Annotated in this window: 17 protein-coding genes and 3 rRNA genes; 2 read left to right on the top strand and 18 right to left on the bottom strand. The window is 47.3% G+C overall.

The features are described 5' to 3' along the window. Positions 1–335 precede the first annotated feature (335 nt). The 6 genes from MHH92_RS00100 to MHH92_RS00075 all read right to left on the bottom strand — a co-directional run bounded on the left by MHH92_RS00100 (position 336) and on the right by MHH92_RS00075 (position 5,460). Positions 336–665 carry a cyclic-di-AMP receptor gene (locus tag MHH92_RS00100; RefSeq protein WP_017691391.1) on the bottom strand — a complete coding sequence of 110 codons (330 nt, stop codon included), beginning with the start codon at positions 663–665 and terminating at the stop codon, positions 336–338. Between the two features lie 61 nt (positions 666–726). After that, positions 727–1,374 carry a dTMP kinase gene (gene tmk / locus MHH92_RS00095; RefSeq protein ID WP_017691392.1) on the bottom strand — a complete coding sequence of 216 codons (648 nt, stop codon included), beginning with the start codon at positions 1,372–1,374 and terminating at the stop codon, positions 727–729. Between the two features lie 217 nt (positions 1,375–1,591). Next, on the bottom strand, positions 1,592–2,284 hold the full coding sequence (locus MHH92_RS00090; RefSeq protein ID WP_051449580.1) for an LrgB family protein: 693 nt from the start codon (positions 2,282–2,284) through the stop codon (positions 1,592–1,594). Further along, positions 2,254–2,682, bottom strand: a complete 429-nt coding sequence (locus tag MHH92_RS00085) for a CidA/LrgA family protein (RefSeq protein ID WP_101315023.1) — start codon at positions 2,680–2,682, stop codon at positions 2,254–2,256. Before MHH92_RS00085 ends, MHH92_RS00090 begins: the two co-directional genes overlap by 31 nt. A 509-nt stretch (positions 2,683–3,191) precedes the next feature. Next, on the bottom strand, positions 3,192–5,018 hold the full coding sequence (locus tag MHH92_RS00080) for an aminotransferase class I/II-fold pyridoxal phosphate-dependent enzyme (protein WP_340901539.1): 1,827 nt from the start codon (positions 5,016–5,018) through the stop codon (positions 3,192–3,194). Positions 5,019–5,274: 256 nt separating this feature from the next. After that, on the bottom strand, positions 5,275–5,460 hold the full coding sequence (locus tag MHH92_RS00075; protein ID WP_017691396.1) for a sigma factor G inhibitor Gin: 186 nt from the start codon (positions 5,458–5,460) through the stop codon (positions 5,275–5,277). A gap of 500 nt (positions 5,461–5,960) precedes the next feature. On the opposite strand from MHH92_RS00075, the gene MHH92_RS00070 reads away from it, so the two are divergent. Then, positions 5,961–6,485 (top strand): hypothetical protein, encoded by a 525-nt coding sequence (locus MHH92_RS00070; RefSeq protein ID WP_036606136.1) that lies wholly within the window; start codon positions 5,961–5,963, stop codon positions 6,483–6,485. A gap of 642 nt (positions 6,486–7,127) precedes the next feature. On the opposite strand, the gene MHH92_RS00065 is transcribed toward MHH92_RS00070, so the two are convergent. From MHH92_RS00065 to gyrA, 6 genes are all read right to left on the bottom strand, one after another. Then, complete coding sequence (locus MHH92_RS00065; protein WP_017691399.1) at positions 7,128–7,568, bottom strand: hypothetical protein; 441 nt, start codon at positions 7,566–7,568, stop codon at positions 7,128–7,130. 212 nt (positions 7,569–7,780) lie between these two features. Then, positions 7,781–7,897 (bottom strand): 5S ribosomal RNA (gene rrf, locus MHH92_RS00060). An 80-nt stretch (positions 7,898–7,977) separates the two neighbouring features. Then, a 23S ribosomal RNA gene (locus tag MHH92_RS00055) occupies positions 7,978–10,903 on the bottom strand. A 307-nt stretch (positions 10,904–11,210) separates the two neighbouring features. Continuing rightward, positions 11,211–12,763 (bottom strand): 16S ribosomal RNA (locus MHH92_RS00050). The 16S, 23S and 5S rRNA genes sit together here, the layout of an rRNA operon. 466 nt (positions 12,764–13,229) lie before the next feature. Next, positions 13,230–14,348, bottom strand: coding sequence for an HD-GYP domain-containing protein (locus MHH92_RS00045; RefSeq protein ID WP_340901537.1), 1,119 nt, complete (start codon positions 14,346–14,348; stop codon positions 13,230–13,232). Between the two features lie 222 nt (positions 14,349–14,570). Continuing rightward, the gene (gyrA, locus tag MHH92_RS00040) at positions 14,571–17,135 is read right to left on the bottom strand and encodes a DNA gyrase subunit A (RefSeq protein WP_340901536.1); all 2,565 of its coding nucleotides are present in this window, start codon (positions 17,133–17,135) and stop codon (positions 14,571–14,573) included. A 427-nt stretch (positions 17,136–17,562) separates the two neighbouring features. Between gyrA and MHH92_RS00035 the strand changes: the two genes are divergently transcribed. Further along, a complete protein-coding gene (locus MHH92_RS00035; protein WP_340901535.1) occupies positions 17,563–18,510 on the top strand; it encodes a YheC/YheD family protein in 948 nt (315 codons plus the stop codon). Positions 18,511–18,603: 93 nt separating this feature from the next. On the opposite strand, the gene gyrB is transcribed toward MHH92_RS00035, so the two are convergent. From gyrB to dnaA, 6 genes are all read right to left on the bottom strand, one after another. After that, the gene (gyrB, locus tag MHH92_RS00030) at positions 18,604–20,514 is read right to left on the bottom strand and encodes a DNA topoisomerase (ATP-hydrolyzing) subunit B (RefSeq protein WP_101313483.1); all 1,911 of its coding nucleotides are present in this window, start codon (positions 20,512–20,514) and stop codon (positions 18,604–18,606) included. A gap of 145 nt (positions 20,515–20,659) precedes the next feature. Then, positions 20,660–20,908, bottom strand: a complete 249-nt coding sequence (remB, locus tag MHH92_RS00025) for an extracellular matrix regulator RemB (RefSeq protein WP_017691405.1) — start codon at positions 20,906–20,908, stop codon at positions 20,660–20,662. 14 nt (positions 20,909–20,922) lie between these two features. Beyond that, a complete protein-coding gene (recF, locus tag MHH92_RS00020; RefSeq protein ID WP_017691406.1) occupies positions 20,923–22,035 on the bottom strand; it encodes a DNA replication/repair protein RecF in 1,113 nt (370 codons plus the stop codon). 57 nt (positions 22,036–22,092) lie between these two features. Continuing rightward, positions 22,093–22,308, bottom strand: coding sequence for a S4 domain-containing protein YaaA (gene yaaA / locus MHH92_RS00015; RefSeq protein WP_036611994.1), 216 nt, complete (start codon positions 22,306–22,308; stop codon positions 22,093–22,095). A gap of 16 nt (positions 22,309–22,324) precedes the next feature. Next, positions 22,325–23,467, bottom strand: a complete 1,143-nt coding sequence (gene dnaN / locus MHH92_RS00010) for a DNA polymerase III subunit beta (protein WP_017691408.1) — start codon at positions 23,465–23,467, stop codon at positions 22,325–22,327. A 220-nt stretch (positions 23,468–23,687) separates the two neighbouring features. Then, the coding region (dnaA, locus tag MHH92_RS00005) for a chromosomal replication initiator protein DnaA (RefSeq protein WP_301289659.1) at positions 23,688–25,034 on the bottom strand (1,347 nt) is incomplete at its 5' end.

Genomic DNA, 25,034 nt, shown 5'->3' with positions numbered 1-25,034 from the left:
CCCGCTTTCTATCATAGTTAGCCAATCGCCCATCAGCACAGTGCGCATTGCGCCTGTGCGTGAGAATGAGGCTTTTATATATGCTGATCACACTCTATATATAATGGTAGATACACATCACCATCAAGGACTTGTTCTTTGTAGTCAACCTCTTTCCGAAATGAACCATTCCCCAGCTGGAAATGCTCATCCGGAAAGAGTATGCTGATTCTTCTCGTCAAGAAAGGCGTTCCGTAAGTGGCACGCACGAACGCTGTTAACTCTTCTTGCATCCATCGTTTCCAACATGCTATCAATCATGAAGGACCCTCATGGGATCCATGCAATAGGTTTAATTAGAAATGTTCGAAGCGATCTACCGGGAGAACAAATACAGTAGCTCCGCCTACTTGAACTTCAACAGGTAGCGGCAGGTAAGAGTCGGTTGTTCCACTCATCGGTGTGACCGGAGTCACGAGCTGTTCACGAACCTTACAGCTGCTGCGAATGACGTTCATTACGGATTCGACTTGACCATCATCGACACCGATCATAAACGTCGTGTTGCCTGCCTTCAAAAATCCGCCCGTACTGGCAAGCTTCGTCGCCCGAAAGTTTGCTTTGACCAATGCGCTGGATAATCGGTTGCTGTCTTTATCCTGTATAATCGCAACAATCAGTTTCATCCTGCATAACCTCCTTTAGAATAAGCACCTTTATCAAATGCCCTGTCTATATATTAGACAATTACTCGTCAAAATCCTTCAAAATCCCTGTCTCCAGCGACAAAATCATTGCTGCCAAGACATCCTCCTGCTTCATGGAAGCATCGATAACTCTGATCCGTTCCGGGAACTGCTCTTTTAAAAGGAAGTAACCCTCTCGCACTTTACGGTGAAACTCCAGATTTTCCAGATCCAGACGGTTCACTTCGCGGCCATCATGAGCATCGATCCGGGCAAGCCCCACTTCAGGCTCAATGTCCAGATATAAGGTCACATCCGGCATGAGATCACCAATCGCAAAACGGTTAATGGCCCATACATTCTCTATCCCGAGTCCACGGGCGTAGCCTTGATAGACCAGACTGCTATCGACAAATCGGTCACAGATGACTGCTTTTCCAGCTCTCAGCGCAGGCTCTACTTTCTCCGCCAGATGCTGGCTGCGTGCAGCTGCATACAATAGCGCTTCGGTTCGAGCATCCATTGCCGTATGAAGAGGGTCCAGAATAATTGAACGTATTTTCTCCGCAATCTCAATTCCACCAGGCTCTCGCGTAACTACGTAAGGTATACCCCGTTCTTCAAAATAAGAACCTATTCTACCGATCATCGTTGTTTTACCGGAACCCTCTCCCCCTTCCAGCGTAATGAATTTACCTCTGCCCTGCATATGCTTCCCTGCTTTCTATGTCGATAATTGCATCTATTGCTGCTGTAATTGAATATGCTTAGACCCTCTTGCTACAAGATATGATATCCCCCGCCCAGAGGTGTATAGCTACAGCTATATCGGTACGTATTAATAACACCAAGATCATACAAGCTTGTTTCTTTCTATCATACTATAGGTCAGCAGTTACTCCAACATGAACAACAAAGTAAAGCGTTCAACCGTAGATAATCCATACCCATAATGGAAGCATAATTGATCCGGCAATAGCACTGACAATCATGGAAACTGAACTGAGGGCTACCGCATTCTCTCCATATTCAAAAGACCTTGCCATGCCGAGGGCATGAGATGCTGAACCCAGTCCAATTCCATAGGCATGTTTACTGCGGACCTTGGCCCATTTCAAGAGCATCGGCCCCAATAATATCCCTGAGAATCCTGCAATCATCACAAACAGCGATGTGAATGAGGCATTCCCCCCAACCTGATTAGCGAGTTGAATAGCCACAGGAGTTGTCACTGATTTTGGCAATAAAGCGATGACCATCTCTTGAGGATAGCCAAGCAGAATGGCGATCAACGCCCCCGTGGAGACACCTGTAATACTGCCTCCGATTGTTCCACCCACAATTGGAATGATATTTTGCTTCAGCACATGCAGATGTCTGGACAAGGGAAAAGCGAGCGATACAACTGCTGGACCCAAGAGCTCCTGTATCCATTTGCCACCCAGCATGTACGTATCCAGCTTTATACCGGAGATTACCAAGATCAGGATCAGTATGGCAGTCGTTGTGAGTACAGGCATAAGGATCGGCCATTTCAGCCTTTTATATAGACGAGTAGCTGGAATATATACAGCGATGGTTAGCGCGATCATTCCAATTCCGAGGATGAATGCTGACAAGTAATCGCCTCCTTTTTGCCTGAATGAGACGATCTCCATGTCATGAGCCACTCACTTAATTTGGCAGATATCAGACATGTGATTAATGTGCTAACGATCAAACCAAGTACCAATAACAATGTGTTGGCTCTAAAAAAATCAAAATGATTAATAATGCCCACAGTTGGCGGGATGAACAACAATTGCAGATGAGATTGAAGCCACGTCGACCCTTCTTCTCCCCAGCTCATTTTGATCCATCCCAGTTGAATGGTGACAAACAATACCAGCATGCCCACAATACTGCCTGTTAACGGCAGATGTAATAGAGCTTGAATCAAGTTGCCAATCCAATAAAAACCGTACATCAACAAAACTTGCAGGACTATTCCTGTATATTTTTTTAGCGGAATACCCAAAGTGTTCCCTTCTTTCTTATGTCTATCTCTATAAGTTGAACTAAAGCGTGTCTTCAAACTGAATGTGTCTGGAGCAGGGCACGGAGCGGGAGCGCTAACGACCCTGTGACGTCTTATTCAGCGATTTGAAGCGCCCGCAGCAATCTAAGGAATCTGAAACACGTTATATTGGAATAACTAGCCGTTTACAGCGTGTTTGTTAGGTCAATTTGGTTAATAACGTGTCTCAGGTTCCTTACAAAATAAAAGGAGTACTCGAAGGCTAAATAAGACGTCCTCGCTTCCTTAGAAAATCGTCTGGACAATTCGCCAGGATCAGCATTCCTTGACTTCAAGATGTTGGACCCTGACATCCTTCAACGTATTGCATGCCTGAGTTTGAAGACACACCCTAGCAACTAGACTAATGACCAAGAGACCCTCACATGTGTAGGGTCCGGTATCGCTATCCGTATTGGTCATATTGCCTACCTATTGGTGAATGCAATTCAGATCTTCATGTGTTCCCTTCATTCCTTCATAACCTTCAATAACTGTAGAGATGCATCGGATACCCCATGAAACTTTGCACCTTCATCCCGCAGGAGTTGTATACGAGCCACCATCGATGTACTAATACGTTCACCCGGATATACAAGCGGAATCCCTGGAGGGTATGGAATAACCATCTCGGCTGATCGACAACCCGCGCTTTCTTCTATTGGGACATTAATCGTATCCGTATCCACAATCGGTTGAAGTGTAAAGGGGATCGGTTCTGAGTAGCGAGTGTTTTCTTGTAAATTGTTCCACGTGGAAATATAATGAGCCGAACCTTTCGCAATCTGTTGCGATGGCTCTGCAGTGGATTGGATCTGCTCATGCCCGTTGGCAGAGCTGATATGGTGTAAAGCCTGCAACAGGTGCTGAGCATCTTGCACCGTTGAGCCCAGGCTGAAGAGCAAGACGACGTACCGTTCGTCGCTCATCTCAGGCACACAGCCGCATGCTTCCAGCTGCTGCTGTAGCCCATAACCGCTCAGCACCCCTGCGCCGTCATAGATGACGGCCTTGAATGGGTCCTGAGCGGTATACCCCGCGGCAGATGGCATCGCCGCCGCGGTCAAGCCCTCCCGTGTCTGCTGCGCAGCGGACACGGACATTCCAGCCGGCTTCGCTGTTCCGGCTGGCGGTTCTGGCTGCAGCGGCTGTGCAGGCTGCAGCCACTGGAAGCGCGGCAGCTCCGCGAGGCCGCGCTTAAAGGCATTCACGGCGGCAAGCCCCGCCGTGAAGGTGTTCGCGCCCTGCGCGTGCAGCAGCCGGCGCGCCAGATCAAGCGAAGCCATCACGGGGTATGATGGGCTTGAGCTTTGCACCATGGCTAGACGCTGCCTTAATAGGGACCGGTTTAACCGTGGTCCCTGAATGTGCAGCATGGCACCCATGGTGAAGGCCGTCAGCATCTTATGTGTCGACTGCACGACACCGTCTGCTCCGCATGACAGTGCAGAGACAGGCAGCTCCGGATGCTGCCCATAATGCGCGCCATGCGCTTCATCCACGAGCAATGGCATGCCAGCAGCGTGGCATACCTCGGCTATGGGCGTCAGATCAGCGCCCATGCCGTAATAATTGGGCAAAGTGACCAATACGCCCTTTGCCTCAGGATAGGACTGGACAGCAGCCTGAACCGTCTCCACCGACGGCATGACCGCAAGTCCAGACGCAGGATCGACCCACGGCTCCAGAAATACAGCTCTTGCGCCTGCCAGCATTAACCCGTGAATAACCGATTTGTGCACATTTCGTTGCACCAGCACAACACTGTCCGGCTCATCACACACAGTTAGTAATAGAGACAAATTACCTGCCGTACTGCCTCCCACGAGGAAGAAACTCTCCTCCGCTCCAAAACAATCTGCCGCAAGCTCCTGTGCTTCCTGGATTACACCTTCTGGATGATGCAAATCATCGGTGCCCGTGATCTCCGTAACATCCATCTCCATCATTTCCAGAAATGAACGCACTGGTGTCAGTTCTATTTCCAAACGAACCCCTTCGTCACCAATATGTTTCCCGCTCTCCAGATCAGCCCCATGTTCATCCACCGAACTGAAACGCTCTACCTTCTGGTTAACATTCTTTTCTCCATTATTCTGAATCTCACCGTTGTGCTGGTGTTCCTCATTAACGATATCCTTAGCTGGAGATTGCCCTGCTTCTGCTTGTTCCAGCAAATGTCGATAAGCTTGTCCATTTTTATGCCCAGGCACATGAAAGGAACGCTGCTTCGAATCACGATACGCAAGCAACGCTTCATATAAAGGGGCACTACTTAATTTATTTTTATGTTTCATGAAATAACCATCCTGTACATATATAATGTGCGCCCTATGCGCTCCAAAAGCTTCCTAATCCAAGGAACGCTCTTTTTCCCTATCTCCACGCGCATTACTGCAAATGATCTATACCATTATATCAGCATACGCCTTCCCAAGATGGCAAACAAGACATTCTCTCCTCTTAAAAACAGAAAAAGGCCCATTGGGCCTCTATACACATCATCATCGTTACAATGTGATGTTTCGCTTCTACTTCTATTAGCAACATTCATTATGCGTTTTTTTGTACCCAAATTTGCTTCATTTGATGAATAAAATAATTGTACTTGGCATCCTGCGCGTCGGTATGAACCATTTCTGCTTCACAAGTGTCACATATGAATTCAGATACAATAAAAATGCCTTCTCTTTTTCTTTGCTCGCAGATAATACATGTGTGTTCGGCATGTTCTTCCATGAACCATCCCACCTTGTTTTACGTTTACTATCAGTATTGCACAGTTTCTATTATTTTAAACATTTTCATAGTGCTTTCTTTCTATAAAATATATATATTCGCCCACCCCCTCTTGGGTGTCTGTACCGAAAAATACATTCATTCTCCCTACAAGAACATTCACCTGCTTATGTATATACAGTTATCCTACATTCCATCGCATTTACCTCTACATCACGTATCCCTTGGCCTGACTCAAACTTATATTTAATTTCCTTAAAAAAACTTGGAATCCCAGCCGATATATAATACATGATAACGATATCAAAGCCTGACAGTCCGTGTATTCGGGAGTATACTGAGATAAGCTCCGTCGAATCTCAATATCTTGTACAATCGTCATGGCGTGAGATACAAGGTTCATATATACATACATGTATGATTCATTCCCTTTTACTCGTGTAAGAAAAACGAATACCTACCCCACACAAACGTGAATCCGAAGGAGGATATATAATCGTATGATCGCCGAACCGGAGAATAAAGCAACATTTTATCAATACCGGCTTCTGAAAAAAAAGGCTATCGCCCGCAGTGTCATTTACAGCTATCTGTGTCTGCCGGTCATCATGCTCTTATTCAATCTACTCGCATTCTCCTGGACTGGCCTCTTCTTTTTTGTACTGGCAGGTCCAATCACCATCTGGATTCATTATGTCATCGCCAGAACGATATTACTTCTGGTCCGTACCTCTTACGCCAAACGCTGGCGCTGGAATATGCGTATGCCCTGGTTAGGTTATATCCCTGATCAGCATTTTAGCTTCCGTATGTTTGTCCGGGTACACCTTAACATGAGCTGGATTGGACTATGTATCATTACAGTATGTTTGATATGGTCGCCATTGTCCTTCACCCTCTCGCTGATCTTCTGGCATTTGTGGTTGCTGGGTCCTCGCTTGTATGTTGTAATGGTTCTCTCCCGTGAGCGCAAAGATGGACTCATCAAATTGAATGAACAAGATGTCTCATATTATCTGCAATAACACTCCCTCATTTATGCAATACTCAATGTACCTTACTTACTTGTAATACATAACCGCTGAGCCCTTCGAATAATCTGATGCAAAAACATAATCGTGTATCGTTCCTCATATGCGCAAATAAAGGTTATCCACTGTGGATAACCTTTATTTATTGTTCCCTTCTCATCCATTATCCACAGCATGGGCATAGTTAAATGAGTTATCCCCACTCGTGGCTCCGTTCTTCTCCTCTTTTCCTCCCGCTGCTCCATATCCTCATAACCCCAGATATCTCGTAGATCTTACACCTTTAAGCGATCTCTCACTCAGTCTCAGCTCTATCCCCCTTATGGTCGCTTCCATCAGCCTTTCATTACCTCAATACCTTTATGCAACTTATATCTCTCCCCCTCTACTTTTAGCGCTCTACACTCCCCTATGCTTCAAGCACAAATACCACCTATACGTGTACATAAGAAGCTGCCCCATTCCTTCTAAACCTGTATGACCTCTGATCCACCATACGTGATAGGTTCTCCCATCATTACTAAAGCCTACTTCGCCAAATAACAAAAAGCCCCCGATCATGTACACGGGAGCTTTACTATATTATAAGGAACATCACAGCGTTAATTAATCATACCAAACCATACTTGAACCAGCTTAATCATCTTCAGCCAATGATTTAACTGTCGTTTGAGTAGCATCATTTCTAGGAACCATTAGTGTAAAGGAACCATCATGTACTGCTAAATGCACAGTATGTCCTTCCTTTGCAAATACACGCAAGGTACTGGATTCATTGGATGTACCCTTGGCTTGCCTCTCTGTCCAACCCCAGCTTTTAATCTCGTCTAGATATACCTCAGGCAAGCTAGTACTCTCACTAATACCAGACAGCGTATATCGAACATAATCCATATCCGAATTATTTTCAGACTGGTCAGATTTATTCGCTACTTTCGGCACCGGAAAACTCTTCTCGTTCACCGCACCTTCATATGAAGTCCATACAGATCCTGAAGCTTCACCGCATCCTGCTAGAACAACGGTCAGACAAAGCAACAGAAATGATTGTAGTCCAAGTCTCCGCCAACTTAACACACACACCCTCCTTTTCACAGCTGCACATTCCAGCTCTGTGGTCAGGTACTTTTAGCATATTTAACATAGTCCTATTATACTGGTTTTGCCGCTGTTATCCGTAACAAAAATGTTACCTTCCAGTATCGATCATGTCAGAGCTTCCACTTATCATATTTAATTCTTATAAACAAATAAAAACCACCACCGAATAACATCGGCAGTGGTTCTTTGCTTGGCGGCGTCCTACTCTCCCAGGACCCTGCGGTCCAAGTACCATCGGCGCTAGAGGGCTTAACGGTCGTGTTCGGGATGGGTACGTGTGGAACCCCTCCGCCATCGCCACCAAACGCATAGCATAGCTTACATTTCAGAGATCGTTCCCTGAAAACTAGATTCGAAACGAAACATGCGATTTAGAACTTGCTAATTGGATAAGCCCTCGACCGATTAGTACTGGTCAGCTCCATGCATTGCTGCACTTCCACCCCCAGCCTATCTACCTCGTCGTCTTCAAGGGGTCTTACATACTGGGAAATCTCATCTTGAGGGGGGCTTCACGCTTAGATGCTTTCAGCGTTTATCCCGTCCGTACATAGCTACCCAGCGGTGCTCCTGGCGGAACAACTGGTACACCAGCGGTACGTCCATCCCGGTCCTCTCGTACTAAGGACAGCTCCTCTCAAATTTCCTACGCCCACGACAGATAGGGACCGAACTGTCTCACGACGTTCTGAACCCAGCTCGCGTACCGCTTTAATGGGCGAACAGCCCAACCCTTGGGACCTACTTCAGCCCCAGGATGCGATGAGCCGACATCGAGGTGCCAAACCTCCCCGTCGATGTGGACTCTTGGGGGAGATAAGCCTGTTATCCCCAGGGTAGCTTTTATCCGTTGAGCGATGGCCCTTCCATGCGGTACCACCGGATCACTAAGCCCGACTTTCGTCCCTGCTCGACTTGTAGGTCTCGCAGTCAAGCTCCCTTATGCCTTTGCACTCTTCGAATGATTTCCAACCATTCTGAGGGAACCTTTGGGCGCCTCCGTTACTCTTTAGGAGGCGACCGCCCCAGTCAAACTGCCCACCTGACACTGTCCCCGCACCGGATTACGGTACCAGGTTAGAACCTAGATACGATCAGGGTGGTATCCCAACGTTGCCTCCACGCAAGCTGGCGCTCACGTTTCAAAGGCTCCCACCTATCCTGTACAGATCGTACCCAAATTCAATATCAAGCTGCAGTAAAGCTCCATGGGGTCTTTCCGTCTTGTCGCGGGTAACCTGCATCTTCACAGGTATTAAAATTTCACCGGATCTCTCGTTGAGACAGCGCCCAAGTCGTTACGCCATTCGTGCGGGTCAGAATTTACCTGACAAGGAATTTCGCTACCTTAGGACCGTTATAGTTACGGCCGCCGTTTACTGGGGCTTCGGTTCACAGCTTCGGATTGCTCCTAACCACTCCCCTTAACCTTCCAGCACCGGGCAGGCGTCAGCCCGTATACTTCGCCTTACGGCTTCGCACAGACCTGTGTTTTTGCTAAACAGTCGCTTGGGCCTTTTCACTGCGGCCCCCTCGTGCTATTCACACTACCGGGGCACCCCTTCTCCCGAAGTTACGGGGTCATTTTGCCGAGTTCCTTAACGAGAGTTCTTCCGCGCGCCTTAGAATACTCTTCTCGCCTACCTGTGTCGGTTTGCGGTACGGGCACCTTCACCTGGCTAGAGGCTTTTCTTGGCAGTGTGAGATCATGACCTTCGCTACTATAATTTTCGCTCCCCATCACAGCTCAGCCTTACAATGTGCGGATTTGCCTACACATCAGCCTTACTGCTTAGACGGACATCCATCAGTCCGCGTCACTACCCTACTGCGTCCCCCCATTGCTCATAACGGCTTACGGTGGTACAGGAATTTCGACCTGTTGTCCTTCGACTACGCCTTTCGGCCTCGCCTTAGGTCCCGACTTACCCTGAGCGGACGAGCCTTCCTCAGGAACCCTTAGGCTTTCGGCGGATCAGATTCTCACTGATCTTTTCGTTACTCATACCGGCATTCTCACTTGTATAATGTCCAGCGCTCCTTACGGTACACCTTCAACCCTTATACAACGCTCCCCTACCCCTGATGCAAAGCATCAAGCCATAGCTTCGGTGGTGTGTTTAGCCCCGTTACATTTTCGGCGCAGAGTCACTCGACCAGTGAGCTATTACGCACTCTTTAAATGATGGCTGCTTCTAAGCCAACATCCTGGTTGTCTGTGCAACTCCACATCCTTTCCCACTTAACACACACTTGGGGACCTTAGCTGATGGTCTGGGCTGTTTCCCTTTTGACAATGGATCTTAGCACTCACTGTCTGACTCCCGGAAGTAAGTCTATGGCATTCGGAGTTTGACTGAGCTTGGTAACCCTTGCGGGCCCCGCACCCAATCAGTGCTCTACCTCCACGACTCTAGTTTCCGAGGCTAGCCCTAAAGCTATTTCGGGGAGAACCAGCTATCTCCGAGTTCGATTGGAATTTCTCCGCTACCCCCACCTCATCCCCGCATTTTTCAACATGCGTGGGTTCGGGCCTCCAGTGCGTGTTACCGCACCTTCACCCTGGACAGGGGTAGATCACCCGGTTTCGGGTCTACGTCCACGTACTAAGTCGCCCTATTCAGACTCGCTTTCGCTGCGGCTCCGGCTCTTCACCTTAACCTTGCACGGGAACGTAACTCGCCGGTTCATTCTACAAAAGGCACGCCATCACCCCTAAAACGGGCTCTGACTTTTTGTAAGCACACGGTTTCAGGTTCTATTTCACTCCCCTTCCGGGGTGCTTTTCACCTTTCCCTCACGGTACTGCTTCACTATCGGTCGCTAGGAAGTATTTAGCCTTGGCAGATGGTCCTGCCGGATTCATACGGGGTTTCACGTGCCCCGCACTACTCGGGATCCGTCTCGGAGGGAACAGACTTTCAACTACAGGGCTTTTACCTTCTTTGGCGGGCCTTTCCAGACCTCTTCGCTTAACCGGTTCCTTTGTAACTCCATGTGAGACGTCCCACAACCCCAAAGAGCAAGCTCTTTGGTTTGGGCTTCTCCGCGTTCGCTCGCCGCTACTGACGGAATCACTATTGTTTTCTCTTCCTCAGGGTACTTAGATGTTTCAGTTCCCCTGGTATGCCTCTGCATAACCTATGTATTCAGTTATGAGTAACTGGAAATTACCCCAGCTGGGTTTCCCCATTCGGACACCCCCGGATCAAAGCTTGCTTACAGCTCCCCGAGGCAGTTTCGTTGTTCGCCACGTCCTTCATCGGCTCCTAGCGCCTAGGCATCCTCCGTGTGCTCTTAGTAGCTTAACCTCGTGCTCCGGTTTCGACTGCTCGCTTCCCTTGTTTTGCTTGCGCAAAGCCAAAAGTCGCTCCCATTCGATACCATCGTACGTGCAATCTACCGTTTTTATTGAAACTTGTTTAACACAAGTTCAGCTAAAAAGGAATGTTCTAATTCGCGTTTGTTTCGTTTCGATATCTAGTTTTCAAAGAACAAGCTCCATGCAAAAGCAAGCTGTTTTGAGAGTTTGAGCTCTCAAAACCGAACAACGAGTGAGTGTTTTGCAGCTAAGCTGCATATTTGAATGTTTCCGTTGCAGGAAACGATTCTCCATAGAAAGGAGGTGATCCAGCCGCACCTTCCGATACGGCTACCTTGTTACGACTTCACCCCAATCATCTATCCCACCTTCGGCGGCTGGCTCCTTGCGGTTACCCCACCGACTTCGGGTGTTATAAACTCTCGTGGTGTGACGGGCGGTGTGTACAAGACCCGGGAACGTATTCACCGCGGCATGCTGATCCGCGATTACTAGCAATTCCGACTTCATGCAGGCGAGTTGCAGCCTGCAATCCGAACTGAGACCGGCTTTGTTGGGATTGGCTCCATCTCGCGATTTCGCAGCCCGTTGTACCGGCCATTGTAGTACGTGTGTAGCCCAGGTCATAAGGGGCATGATGATTTGACGTCATCCCCACCTTCCTCCGGTTTGTCACCGGCAGTCTATCTAGAGTGCCCACCCGAAGTGCTGGCAACTAAATATAAGGGTTGCGCTCGTTGCGGGACTTAACCCAACATCTCACGACACGAGCTGACGACAACCATGCACCACCTGTCTCCTCTGTCCCGAAGGAAAGATACATCTCTGCATCGATCAGAGGGATGTCAAGACCTGGTAAGGTTCTTCGCGTTGCTTCGAATTAAACCACATACTCCACTGCTTGTGCGGGTCCCCGTCAATTCCTTTGAGTTTCAGTCTTGCGACCGTACTCCCCAGGCGGAGTGCTTAATGTGTTAACTTCGGCACCAAGGGTATCGAAACCCCTAACACCTAGCACTCATCGTTTACGGCGTGGACTACCAGGGTATCTAATCCTGTTTGCTCCCCACGCTTTCGCGCCTCAGCGTCAGTTACAGCCCAGAGAGTCGCCTTCGCCACTGGTGTTCCTCCACATATCTACGCATTTCACCGCTACACGTGGAATTCCACTCTCCTCTTCTGCACTCAAGTCACCCAGTTTCCAGTGCGATCCGGGGTTGAGCCCCGGGATTAAACACCAGACTTAAATGACCGCCTGCGCGCGCTTTACGCCCAATAATTCCGGACAACGCTTGCCCCCTACGTATTACCGCGGCTGCTGGCACGTAGTTAGCCGGGGCTTTCTTCTCAGGTACCGTCACCTTGAGAGCAGTTACTCTCCCAAGCGTTCTTCCCTGGCAACAGAGCTTTACGATCCGAAAACCTTCATCACTCACGCGGCATTGCTCCGTCAGGCTTTCGCCCATTGCGGAAGATTCCCTACTGCTGCCTCCCGTAGGAGTCTGGGCCGTGTCTCAGTCCCAGTGTGGCCGATCACCCTCTCAGGTCGGCTACGCATCGTCGCCTTGGTGAGCCGTTACCTCACCAACTAGCTAATGCGCCGCAGGCCCATCCCCAAGTGACAGATTGCTCCGTCTTTCCAGTTCTCTTCAGGCGAAGAAAACAATTATTCGGTATTAGCTACCGTTTCCGGTAGTTGTCCCAAACTTGAGGGCAGGTTGCCTACGTGTTACTCACCCGTCCGCCGCTAAGTATCAAGAAAGCAAGCTTCCTATCAACTCCGCTCGACTTGCATGTATTAGGCATGCCGCCAGCGTTCGTCCTGAGCCAGGATCAAACTCTCCAATAAAGTATTGAAAAGAGCGATAAGCTCATTTTGAATCTGACGAGATTAAAAATCTCATTTGTGCTCCAGCCGATCCAAGCCAAGGCTTGTCTCAAACTTTCGCGTTCATTCTGCAAGCAGAATGTTTACTCACTCGTTGTTCAGTTTTCAAAGATCAAACTTATTTTGTTACCGAATGTCTTTCTCTTCAGCAACTTTTATATCTTATCACATCCGAACCAACTTTGCAAGCTCTTTTTTTAAGTTTCTTTCGAAGCTTATTTCATTCGCTTGCCGCACCGTGTAAACCGTGTTTTCTTGGCCGGAATTAGAATATACCATGTACAGATATTGAATGCAAGTCTTTTTTTGAGTAATTATATATAACTCTATAATCTTTCTGGTTTTTCTACATTTCCACATCTATCTCACGTAAAAGGCCTCTCTATAAAAGAAAGGCCCTCTCATCAAGTTACTTTAATATCTTTTGTTATCCGATAACCTCTTGGATGTGAAGCTGCCGTTGCTGCATCAGGTTAATGATGGTTCCTTCTACTGACACCATAGGCCGTGTAGGATGATCTCGATCAGAGAATACGATCTCTCCAATTTGGTTATTGCTGAGTTTCACTCGGATGCCATTATGGATCTGGGTCGACCGTTGAACAAATACACTTACGATTGCAGGATCCAATTTCCCAAATGCCTCACTTTGGATCTGTTCTAGGACTAGGTATGGTGATTGTGCCTTGCGGTAGATCTTCTCCAGCGTCATGGCGTGGAAAATATCAGCGATAGCTACAATCTTGGCATAAATATGAATCTGCGTCCCACTAAGCTGCAACGGGTAGCCTGAACCATCCACTTTTTCATGATGCTGCAAAGCTGCAAGTCTGGCTCCCTCATTAATGGCCTTTGCCTGTTTAAGGATCTGATAACCATATTTCGTATGCTGACGAATCTCTTCTTGCTCTGTAGCCGTCAACGTGGATGGTTTATGGAGAATCTGCGGATCTACCTTGTTGTTACCAATATCATGGAACAAGCCTGCAAAAGCCACTTGCATCCAATCCTTGGAGGGGAGATCGATCCATTGAGCCAGTTGATAGGATGTGATCGCACTCAGTACGGCATGGTGATATACATAATCATGTTCTTGCATTACTCGTGGACTGAAGGTAAGCACATTATATTGTTTGAGATGTGCAAACACAGCCTCCAACTGTGTACGTAACTCATAGACCGGTAATTCAGCCGCTAGAGAGGACAGGAAAGCATTTTTGGTTAGACCAACCATCTTCTCATACTCATCCTGCAAAGACGTTACTACAGGAGCTGTGGTGACGTTCCCTGTCTTCCCTGCCCGTTCACCATTGTTATCATTGGCAGAACTTCCTGCGGGCACAGATGCACCTTTGGTTCCCGTACTACTCGACGCCATTCTTTCTTGTTCAATATCTACCTGTTGAATCATAAAGGCTCTGAGCACTTCCATATCCTTGGGTAAAATGACTTTTCCCTTCTGAAGCAGAACGTTGCCGCGAAGTGTTTGCACATCACTCCCAAGTTTGAGTCCTGGTTTGACTTCTGACAGGGTGATTAATCCCATGTGTATTCCCCTCACTCATCGTTCTTCTATGTTAATACAAACAAGACCATAGTCCCGGTTTTTCATGATATTTCCCATTATATTACTCAGGAATCAGGCTGTACATCCCAGATTCGGAAGAATAAAAGAAGAGATTCCTTTATACAAACAAAAGGGCTCCCCGTGGGAGCCCTCGCAATCTTCTTCCAATCTCAAAGAGATCAGTCTTTATAAAATTCTATTTTATGCTTCCGAACCGGAATCGTTGTCGCCCTCAACTTCATTAACCTCAGCGTCAGAAACGGTGCCTTCTTCCAAGCTTACTTCCGGAGCTTGGGACTCCTCGCCTTCCAAGCCTTCAAGCGACTCATCGTCTGGTTCCTCTTCATTTTTGTCAATTCGGCTGACTGTAGCTACTGAATCCTCGTCACGAATATGAATCAGCTTCACACCCTGTGTGTATCGACCCATAGTGGATATGCCTTCCATGCTCATCCGGATCAACGTACCGCTGGACGTGATAATCATCAGATCCTCTTCGGTTTTAACCATTTTGAGGCTGACTACTGAGCCGTTCTTCTCTGTGACATTAATAGTCTTGATCCCTTTACCGCCACGAGTCTGCATCCGATAATCACTGACAGGTGTACGTTTACCGTAACCTTTGGCTGTAACGATCAGAACATCAAGCTCTTTATCAACTACATCCATGCCGATAACAGCATCCTGTTCATCCAATGTAATCCCTTTGACCCCGGTTGCGCTTCGTCCCATGGAACGTACGTTACCTTCCGAGAATCGAATAGACATTCCGTGAGCTGTACCCATGATGATCTCTTGCAATCCATCGGTCAGCTTAACATCGATCAGAACGTCATCATCACGTAAGGAAATACCGATCAAGCCGCCTTTGCGAATATTGGTGTAATCCTCAAGTGGCGTCTTCTTCACAACCCCTTGGCGGGTAGCAAAGAACAAGTATCTGTCACTTTCGAATTCCTGGACCGGAATTACGGCATTGACCGATTCGCCCTGCTCGATCTGGATCAGGTTGATAATCGGCGTTCCCCGTGCGGTACGTCCAAGCTCTGGAATCTCGTAAGCTTTGAGACGGTACACTTTACCTTTGTCAGTGAAGAACATGAGGTAATTGTGGGAGTTGGTCACAAACAGATGCTCGACAAAGTCGGTATCTTTTGTATCCATACCCACGACCCCACGTCCACCACGTTTCTGGCTGCGGTATGTGGATACCGGCAGACGTTTCACGTAGCCTGTATGAGTAATCGTAATGATAACCTCTTCACGTGGAATCAGGTCCTCATCCAGAATGCTCTCTTCACCTACAGTGATCTCTGTACGACGATCATCGCTGAAGCGGTCGCGGATCTCTTGCAGCTCCGTACTGATAATCTCAAGCACCAGATGCTCATTGGCCAGAATTTCGCGATACTCTCTGATTTTGACCATCAGTTCGTTATATTCATTTTCAATACGTTCGCGTTCCAGACCTGTGAGGCGTTGCAAACGCATATCGAGAATAGCTTGAGCCTGATCATGACTGAGTGAGAAGCGCTCAATCAAACCTTCTCTTGCTGCATCCGCATTACTGGATGAACGAATCAACGTAATAATCTCGTCGATATGATCCAGCGCAATACGTAAACCTTCTAGAATGTGTGCACGAGCTTCAGCCTTTTTCAGTTCAAACTGCGTACGTCTGCGAATAACCTCAATCTGATGCTGCAGGTAGTGATACAACACTTCACGCAAGTTCAGAATTTTAGGTTCTTTATTAACAATCGCAAGCATGTTAATCCCGAAAGTGGATTGCATCGATGTATGTTTGTACAGGTTGTTCAGGACAACCCCCGGATTCACGTCTCTGCGAAGTTCAATTACAACCCGCATACCATTACGGTCAGACTCATCACGAAGGTCAGTAATACCATCAATCTTTTTATCACGTACCAACTCGGCGATTTTCTCAACAAGTCTCGCCTTGTTTACCTGATAAGGCAATTCTGTAACGATAATTCGTGCCTTGTTGTTGTTCTCTTCGATGTTGGTTTTGGCCCGCATCGTTACTGAACCACGTCCGGTCTGATACGCCTGGCGAATGCCTGAACGGCCCAAAATGTAGCCGGACGTAGGGAAGTCTGGTCCTTGAATGTAATCCATGAGTTCCATGGATGTAATGTCCGGATTTTGAATCATGGCCTGTACACCATCAATGACCTCACCCAGGTTATGAGGAGGAATATTGGTGGCCATACCTACCGCGATCCCGCCGACCCCATTGACAAGCAAGTTAGGAAAACGAGCAGGCAGGACGATTGGCTCATGTTCTTCACCGTCATAGTTTGGTTGGAAATCAATCGTATCCTTGTTGATATCTCTGAGCATTTCCATAGCAATCTTGGACAAACGTGCTTCGGTATAACGCATGGCTGCTGCCATATCACCATCGACCGATCCAAAGTTACCATGTCCATCTACATGCATATAACGCAGGGAGAAATCCTGTGCCATCCGTACCATCGTCTCGTAAACAGCAGAGTCACCGTGTGGGTGATACTTACCGATAACTTCGCCGACGATTCTGGCTGATTTTTTATGTGGTTTATCGGGTGTCATGCCGAGCTCTGACATCGCGTACAGAATACGCCGGTGAACCGGCTTCAATCCATCACGCACGTCAGGTAAGGCACGGCTAACGATGATGCTCATCGCATAATCCATAAACGATTCACGCATCTCGACGCCTATATCCCGATCTGTAATCTGAGAGTTCATTTCTTCCGCCATGCTGGACCTCCTTCTTGTCCTTCAACAAACGTTCCATTCCGTCATGCAAAAAAGTTGATTATATGTGAAAAGCCTAACAAGGCTAAAACCGCGCAAGAACGCTACTCTTTATTATATTACTTTCACAAAAGTTACACAATTAAACGTCCGCTGGGCAATAGCCTTTCTTCCGGGAACTTCTGCGTGTCTGGGGATACGCCCTGCCTTCCTCCCCAATTGCACATACAATGCTAGAAAAACGGCATATGTACTGTGCCTACCGAGGCTAAAGCCATTCCCGTCCTACGATCAAACTGCAAATTGTGCAGCTCATCGCACAAAACGCCATATTTCTCTATTATACCACTGAAATCGTCTCTTGTCCTTTGATTTCTCCGTGTCTGGTCCCTCTTTAGAACTGAACAAAACATGAAAGGACTGATGAATCTTGGGTATCCAACGCGTCTCCAGCAAATGGGCCAAAACAGCCGTGTTACAACGCAGTCGCATTGTGAACGAATATATCCCAGTGACCCGAAAATATAGCCGTCAAACTCTGGAACGAATGACTGAATTATTTGAGTCCAACTATATCAAACCGGACCGTGGCACTTACGGTAATGGCGTTATGCGGGTGAGAACAACCCGTTTATACGAACCTGTTGTTAATTCCGAAGATTCCACCACAGATGCAGAGGTTTCGGAAGAAACCAATGATCGAAACCTGGCTGATGAACCCGAAGCAAGTGCTGTTATCTCCAGAGCTACCTATCTCACAACAACATATCATCTCCAATACGGTACAGAGGAGAGATCATTTCATTCCCTGGACGAACTCGAACGAGCACTGAATGATCGTATTCAGGAACGTGAATATATCATTCAACAGGGAATCTCGCTGATGAAGCATGAAAATTTGCCTTTTGACTTGCGTGTGTTAACTCAGAAAAATCTGCAACACAACTGGGAAACAACAGGTGTTCTGGGACGTGTTGCTGCCCCGGGTAAAATCATCACCAACATTCATGGCGGTGGGCGATTGGCCACGTTTGAAGAACTTGTACTCCCCCATCTTCACCAGGATGGCTTCAAAAAACTTCGCACCGAGCTGTACCGCTTAGGAATTCATACCGCTGTGCAATTGCAAACATCATTTCCAAGACTCAAAGAGATTGGTATTGATATTGCGCTAGACGAAGCAGGGCGTCCCTGGATTCTTGAAGTCAACACACTGCCAGGCATTTACGCCTTTGGCTTATTACCGGACAAGGAGGCGTACCGGAAGATCAAACGTTATGCGATTGCGTACGGTCGTTTGCCCTCCAAAAAGGGTAAGAGCTCCCGTCCATCCCCTAAAGCACAGGCTTCATCTGCCAAAAAACGTGTACGCAGATAACAAAGGGATATGGAGATCTAAGTATACGCCTTCCCTGTTCCATACCTTCCCTAATATAAAAAAGGCGCCCTCTCAGGCGCCTCTTCGAATATGTTAAATGTCGAGGTTTTTCACGTATTTTGCATTTTCCTGGATAAAGTCACGACGCGGTTCAACGTTATCCCCCATCAGGGTGTCAAACATGGTATCCGCAAGTATGGCATCATTGATCGATACTTGCATCATGGTCCGGCTCTCCGGATCCATCGTCGTTTCCCACAATTGTCCGGCATTCATCTCGCCAAGACCTTTGTAACGCTGAACGTTGAATTTCGCATTTTCGCCGAGCGTTGCAATAATTTCATCGCGCTCTCTCTCTGAACCGGCATAACGAATCACTTTGTTACGCTCAATCTTGAACAATGGCGGTTGTGCAATATATACATAACCTGCCTCAATGATTTTACGCATGTACCGATACAGGAATGTCAGCAATAGTGTTCGGATATGAGCACCATCAACGTCGGCATCGGTCATCAAAATGATTTTGTGATAGCGTGCTTTGGCAATATCGAAGTCATCACCAATACCCGTACCCATTGCCGTAATAATTGCTCTAATCTCCGCGTTACCCAAGATCCGGTCGAGACGAGCTTTTTCCACGTTCAAAATCTTACCACGCAGCGGCAGAATCGCTTGGAAATGACGATCCCGACCTTGCTTTGCTGATCCGCCTGCAGAGTCACCTTCGACGATGTACAATTCGCTGATTGAAGCATCCTTGGATGAACAGTCTGCCAGTTTACCTGGAAGTGAGCTTACTTCCAGTGCACCTTTACGACGTGTCAGTTCACGGGCTTTACGGGCAGCTTCACGCGCACGTGCTGCTTGCAGCCCTTTTTCCAAAATGCGACGGGATACGGAAGGATTCTCTTCCAGGAACTCCTGAAGTTTCTCGGCAAACAAGGATTCGACAATCCCACGCACTTCGCTGTTGCCCAGCTTGGTCTTTGTCTGTCCTTCAAATTGCGGTTCCGGAATCTTGACCGAAATAATAGCTGTCAAGCCTTCACGCACGTCATCCCCGGAAAGGTTCCCCGTGCTGTCCTTGATTACTCCCGCCTTACGGGCGTAGTCATTAATAATCCGCGTAAGGGCACTCTTGAAACCTGATTCATGCGTTCCGCCCTCATGCGTGTTGATATTGTTCGCGAAGGAATAGATATTCTCGGTGTAGTTGTCATTGTATTGCAGGGCAACTTCCACCTGGATGTTATCTCTGGAACCTTCAACGTAAATTGGAGTTTCATGCAGTACTTCGCGCTTCTGGTTGAGGAAGGAGACGTATTCGATAATGCCGCCTTCATACAGGAATGAGTTGGTTGCACCTGTACGCTCATCCGTCAATGTAAGACCAATACCCTTGTTCAGGAACGCCAGCTCACGAATACGGGCCAGCAAGATGTCATATTCATAAACTCTTGTTTCCGTGAAAATTTCAGGGTCCGGATGGAATCTAACCGTTGTTCCTGTTTCGTCGGTTGTACCGATCACTTTCAGGTCGTACTGTGGAGCTCCACGGCGATATTCCTGTTGATAGATATGTCCCTCACGTTTAACCGTTACAACCACTTTTTCAGAGAGTGCATTCACAACGGACACACCAACACCATGCAAACCACCGGATACTTTATATCCGCCGCCGCCAAATTTTCCCCCTGCATGGAGGACAGTCATAACTACCTCAAGTGCAGGACGTTTCATTTTGGTATGTTCGCCGACAGGAATACCCCGTCCGTTATCGACTACAGTCACGCTATTGTCTTCATGGATACTGACCTCAATGTGGTCGCAGTAACCTGCAAGCGCTTCGTCAATACTGTTGTCCACTACTTCCCAGACCAGATGATGCAGGCCCTTGGAACTGGTGGAACCGATATACATGCCCGGACGCTTCCGTACGGCTTCCAATCCTTCAAGGACCTGAATTTCATTCGCATCATATGACGGTTGATTCATAGACATGCCTTTCACCTACTTCTATAGATTCAATATCGTAAATATGCGTTAACTAATAATTGTTTGCTGAAATAGGCAACGTCCTTCATTTCAGCAGCTATTCAAATTTAAAGACAAGCAGCAAAAGAGACATCTTTTATGCCACACAACGCTAGAGATCCGGAAAAATGTGAGCCCGCTTTTTCAGCGTGGCTGAGGAAATAGGCGAGTAGTACACAATGTTTTTGGTCACCACAATGGACTTGGCTTCCTCTTCGCCGATGTGTTCCACTGTTTTTTCCTGCTCGGCATGCGTGACATACTGCTTGGAGATCTTTGAGGATTTTTCAATCGATATATCAAAAATAGCGACCAATTCGGAAGAACGGATGATCTTCTCACCGCCCAGATGAATGTACATAAGCCCCTCACTCCTTAGCGTTCAACCTGTCCGGCATGAACGTGATAAATACTGGCATCTTTGAGCTTGTCAACGTTCAGGCTCTCGATCCCCGTAGCCGTAATAAAGGTTTGCACCTTGCTCTGGAACGTTTCGATCAGCTGCGTCTGGCGAAAAGGGTCCAGCTCGGACAGAACATCATCCAGCAACAGAACTGGATATTCTCCGATTTCTTCATGAATCAGTTCAATTTCCGCAAGTTTAAGGGACAACGCCGTTGTGCGCTGCTGCCCCTGCGAGCCATATGTTTGTACTTCCCGATCGTTAATGAAAAAGGACAGGTCATCCCGATGCGGCCCACTAAGGGTTGTGCCTCGGCGAATCTCCTGCTCTTTCATTTGTGATAATTTTATCATAAATTGGTCCATTAAGACAGCTTCATCTTCCTCAGCGGCTTCGCTGAAGGAAGGAAGGTAGGCCAGCCGCAAGACTTCTCCGCCTCCGGTGATCCCCTGATGAATCGTTTCTGCCCACTTTTGCAGTTTCTTTATGAATTGTTTCCTTTTTTTGACGATTTTAACACCATGCTCGACCAGTTGTTCGTTCCACACCTCAAGCATGGTCTGGGCCGATGCCCCTTTTCCCCATAACTGCTTAAGCAAATTATTTCGTTGGACGAGCACTTTTTGGTATTGCTGCAGGTGGTACAGGTAGCCAGGTGCAACCTGTCCAATCTCCATGTCAAGAAACCGGCGGCGGACCCCCGGTGTGCCTTTTACAATCTCCAGATCCTCCGGCGCAAACATCACAACATTGAGCGCTCCGACAAAATCACTTAACTTGCGCTGCTCCAGGCCGTTAATCTTTGCTTTTTTGCCTTGTTGCGACAAAGATAGTTCAAGCTTGACCGATCCGTACTTTTTGTCGACCTCTGCTGCAAGTCTGGCACGTTCCTCACCGAAACGGATTAACTCCTTGTCACGGGATGTACGGTGGCTCTTGGTGAGTGCAAGTACAAAAATCGCCTCTGCAAGATTGGTCTTGCCTTGGGCATTTTGCCCGATCAACAAGTTTACGGGACCAAAAGAATCCAGTCTCAGATGTTCATAATTGCGGAAATTCTGCAGATCAATGCTGTTCACAAACACGCGGTAACCTCCCTTTTATCCCGTCCGTCAGGAGGCAGCAGGATCGAACTGGTCTTCTTATTCTGCAGCAACTTCGAATGTGCCTTCTCCGTCCACTTCAACGATATCCCCAGGGTATAACTTACGTCCCCGGCGTTCCTCAGGCTCTTTATTCACACGTACAAGTCCTTCCTGAAGCAGAGCTTTGGCCATACCTCCAGTTGGGATGCAATCAGCCAGTTTCAAAAATTGATCAAGCTTAATATATTCCGTACGAATCGTAACTTGGTTCACTGTGATCTTCCTTTCGTTAGTTGGTCGTCCGATATGGCAATATCACGTAAAGGCTGTGACTGTCATCCAGCGGTTTCAAGATGATTGGACTCATGACTCCTGTAAAAGCGATCATCAGCTGCTCACTTTCAACAACTTTCAGCACATCCAGCATGTATTTGGAGTTGAACGAGATTTTTAACGGATCTCCTGTAAACTCGGCAGGTTCGATTTCTTCTCTTACTTTACCTAGCTCGGAAGAGCTTGAAGAAATTTCAACGGATCCCGAATCCATCGTTTGCATACGCACGATGTTTGTTTTCTCTTCACGCGACAGCAAATAAGCCCGGTCAATGGATTCACTTAATTTTTTTGTATCTAAAACAAGTTCTGTTTTGTATGACGTTGGAATAATTCTAGAAGTATCCGGATATGTTCCGTCCAAAATACGGGAGTAGAACAATACACGGTCGATTTTGAACAGAACCTGGTTATCTGCAACAACGATATCCACAAGGGTATTTTGATCCGGAACAATTTTGCTGAGTTCGTTCAGCGTTTTACCGGAAATGACCACGTTGTTAAAGCGGATACCTTCTGCATTATCCAGCATTGCTGATCGAGTAGCAAGACGGTGACGGTCTGTTGCCACAAATTTCAATTCGTTGTCACCCAAACTCCAGAGTACACCTGTCAGGATTGGAGTAGTCTCGTGTGTGGAAATGGAGAAGACCGTTTGTTTGATCATATTTTTCAGCAAATCTCCTGGAATGGAGACGGTTTGGTTTTCTTCGATGCTTGGCAGTACCGGGAATTCTTCCGGATCCAGACCTACCAGTTGAATTTCGGTAGCACCTGCGGAGATAAAGGTGTTGAAGTTCTCTTTGACTTCCATGTGCACTTCTTGTGATGGCAGCTTCTTGATGATCTCCACAAAAAACTTGGCTGGCAAAACTACACTGCCGGGTTGATCTACCTGAACTACGCTTTTATCTCCATCTTCAAGCGGGATGAAGGATTGAATGGATATATCGGTGTCACTTGCTGTCAACGTTACACCTTGATGATTCACGTCGAATTTGATACCGCTCAGGATAGGAATCGTCGTACGGCTTGAGATCGCTTTGGATACTTGCTGTATGGAATCGTTTAAGTAGTTTTTCATTATGCTGATTTTCATGGTTTCACTCCTAGCTGATTTTTTGGGTGTTGGGGTGTTAAAAGGTGTTTTTCAAAGGCCGAAGGCTAAGCTCCGAAATGGCTATTTTGGAGATGATATCTTTAAGATCTTTTTAGTAATAATAGTAATAGGGGCACTGAATATGTGGATAAGTGGGTATAAACCCGTACACCCAAGCCTATCCACATGTGTATACGTTGTGCATAGGCTTGGGACTTGTTCAGGTTGGATTCTTTATTTTTTCGGTTAAGTTGTTGATAACTTTATAGAGATCCTGATCGTTTTTAATCGCTTGGGAGATTTTTTCGTGAGCATGTATGACAGTGGTGTGATCTCTTCCTCCGAATGCTTCCCCAATTTTGGGCAGAGAAAAGTCTGTCAGTTCACGAGAGAGATACATGGCAATCTGTCTTGGAAAAGCAACTGCCTTGGTCCGTTTCCGTGCTTTGAAATCTTCAAGCTTAAGGCTATAATACTCGCCGACCTTTTGTTGGATGTCATGAATAGTGATCATTTTGGGACGACTGGAAGGAATAATATCCTTCAGTGCTTCAGCTGCCAGATGAGTGGTTACATCTTGATTAGTCAGTGAAGAATAAGCAACGACCCGAATCAGGGCGCCCTCCAGTTCACGGATGTTGGTGTCAATCTGGTTGGCAATGTACATCATCGCTTCATTCGGAATATCCAAGTTTTCCGCACGTGCCTTTTTCCGCAAAATTGCGATCCTTGTCTCCAAATCTGGAGGCTGGATATCCGTGATTAACCCCCATTCAAAGCGAGAACGAAGCCGTTCTTCCAATGTCGGAATTTCCTTCGGTGGTCTGTCGCTGGAGATGATAATCTGCTTCCGTTCCTCATGCAGCGCATTAAACGTATGGAAAAATTCCTCTTGTGTTGATTCTTTTCCCGCCAAGAACTGAATATCATCAATGAGCAAAATGTCGACGCTCCGGTATTTGTTACGGAAGCTCTCCCCGCGGTTGTCACGGATCGAGTTAATGAATTCGTTCGTGAATTTCTCAGACGACAAATAAACGACTTTGCTGCCCGGATCATGCTCCAGAACATAATGTCCGATCGCATGCATCAAGTGAGTTTTACCGAGACCTACTCCTCCATACAGAAAGAGAGGATTGTAAGCTTTGGCGGGCGCTTCAGCGACCGCCAGCGATGCGGCATGGGCAAAACGGTTGCCCGGCCCGATGACAAATGTATCGAACGTATATTTCGGATTCAGCATGCTGAGTACGGCTTCTTCCTGTACAACTGTAGGCGTTGGAGCTGGCAGTTGCGGGTCCGGTTCAGCAGGCTTGTTCTCTTCGATGACAAATTTCACATCGACTTGCTTGCCAAGCAACTCGTATACCGTCGAGCCAACCAATTTGGTGTAACGGCTCTCCAGCCATTCGACGGCAAACGTGGTTGGTGCGGAAATGACGATTGAACGGTCATTCAGCTTGGTGGCTTTGGTTGCTTTGAACCAGGTGTCAAAGCTGGGTTTGCTGAGTTTGTTTTGTATGATTGATAAAATTTGCTGCCATAAATCAGAAGTATGGCTGTCCAC

Origin of the sequence: Paenibacillus sp. FSL M7-1414, from assembly GCF_038003195.1 — a bacterium.
GTDB classification, from domain to species: Bacteria; Bacillota; Bacilli; order Paenibacillales; family Paenibacillaceae; genus Paenibacillus; species Paenibacillus amylolyticus.
This window is presented reverse-complemented; position numbering and strand designations above follow the sequence as displayed.

Coding starts and splice junctions, on each gene's coding strand:
- MHH92_RS00100 (WP_017691391.1), bottom strand. CDS start 665: ATGAAACTGATTGTTGCGATTATACAGGATAAAGACAGCAACCGATTA.
- tmk (WP_017691392.1), bottom strand. CDS start 1,374: ATGCAGGGCAGAGGTAAATTCATTACGCTGGAAGGGGGAGAGGGTTCC.
- MHH92_RS00080 (WP_340901539.1), bottom strand. CDS start 5,018: ATGAAACATAAAAATAAATTAAGTAGTGCCCCTTTATATGAAGCGTTG.
- MHH92_RS00075 (WP_017691396.1), bottom strand. CDS start 5,460: ATGGAAGAACATGCCGAACACACATGTATTATCTGCGAGCAAAGAAAA.
- MHH92_RS00070 (WP_036606136.1), top strand. CDS start 5,961: ATGATCGCCGAACCGGAGAATAAAGCAACATTTTATCAATACCGGCTT.
- MHH92_RS00045 (WP_340901537.1), bottom strand. CDS start 14,348: ATGGGATTAATCACCCTGTCAGAAGTCAAACCAGGACTCAAACTTGGG.
- gyrA (WP_340901536.1), bottom strand. CDS start 17,135: ATGGCGGAAGAAATGAACTCTCAGATTACAGATCGGGATATAGGCGTC.
- gyrB (WP_101313483.1), bottom strand. CDS start 20,514: ATGTCTATGAATCAACCGTCATATGATGCGAATGAAATTCAGGTCCTT.
- remB (WP_017691405.1), bottom strand. CDS start 20,908: ATGTACATTCATCTGGGCGGTGAGAAGATCATCCGTTCTTCCGAATTG.
- dnaN (WP_017691408.1), bottom strand. CDS start 23,467: ATGAAAATCAGCATAATGAAAAACTACTTAAACGATTCCATACAGCAA.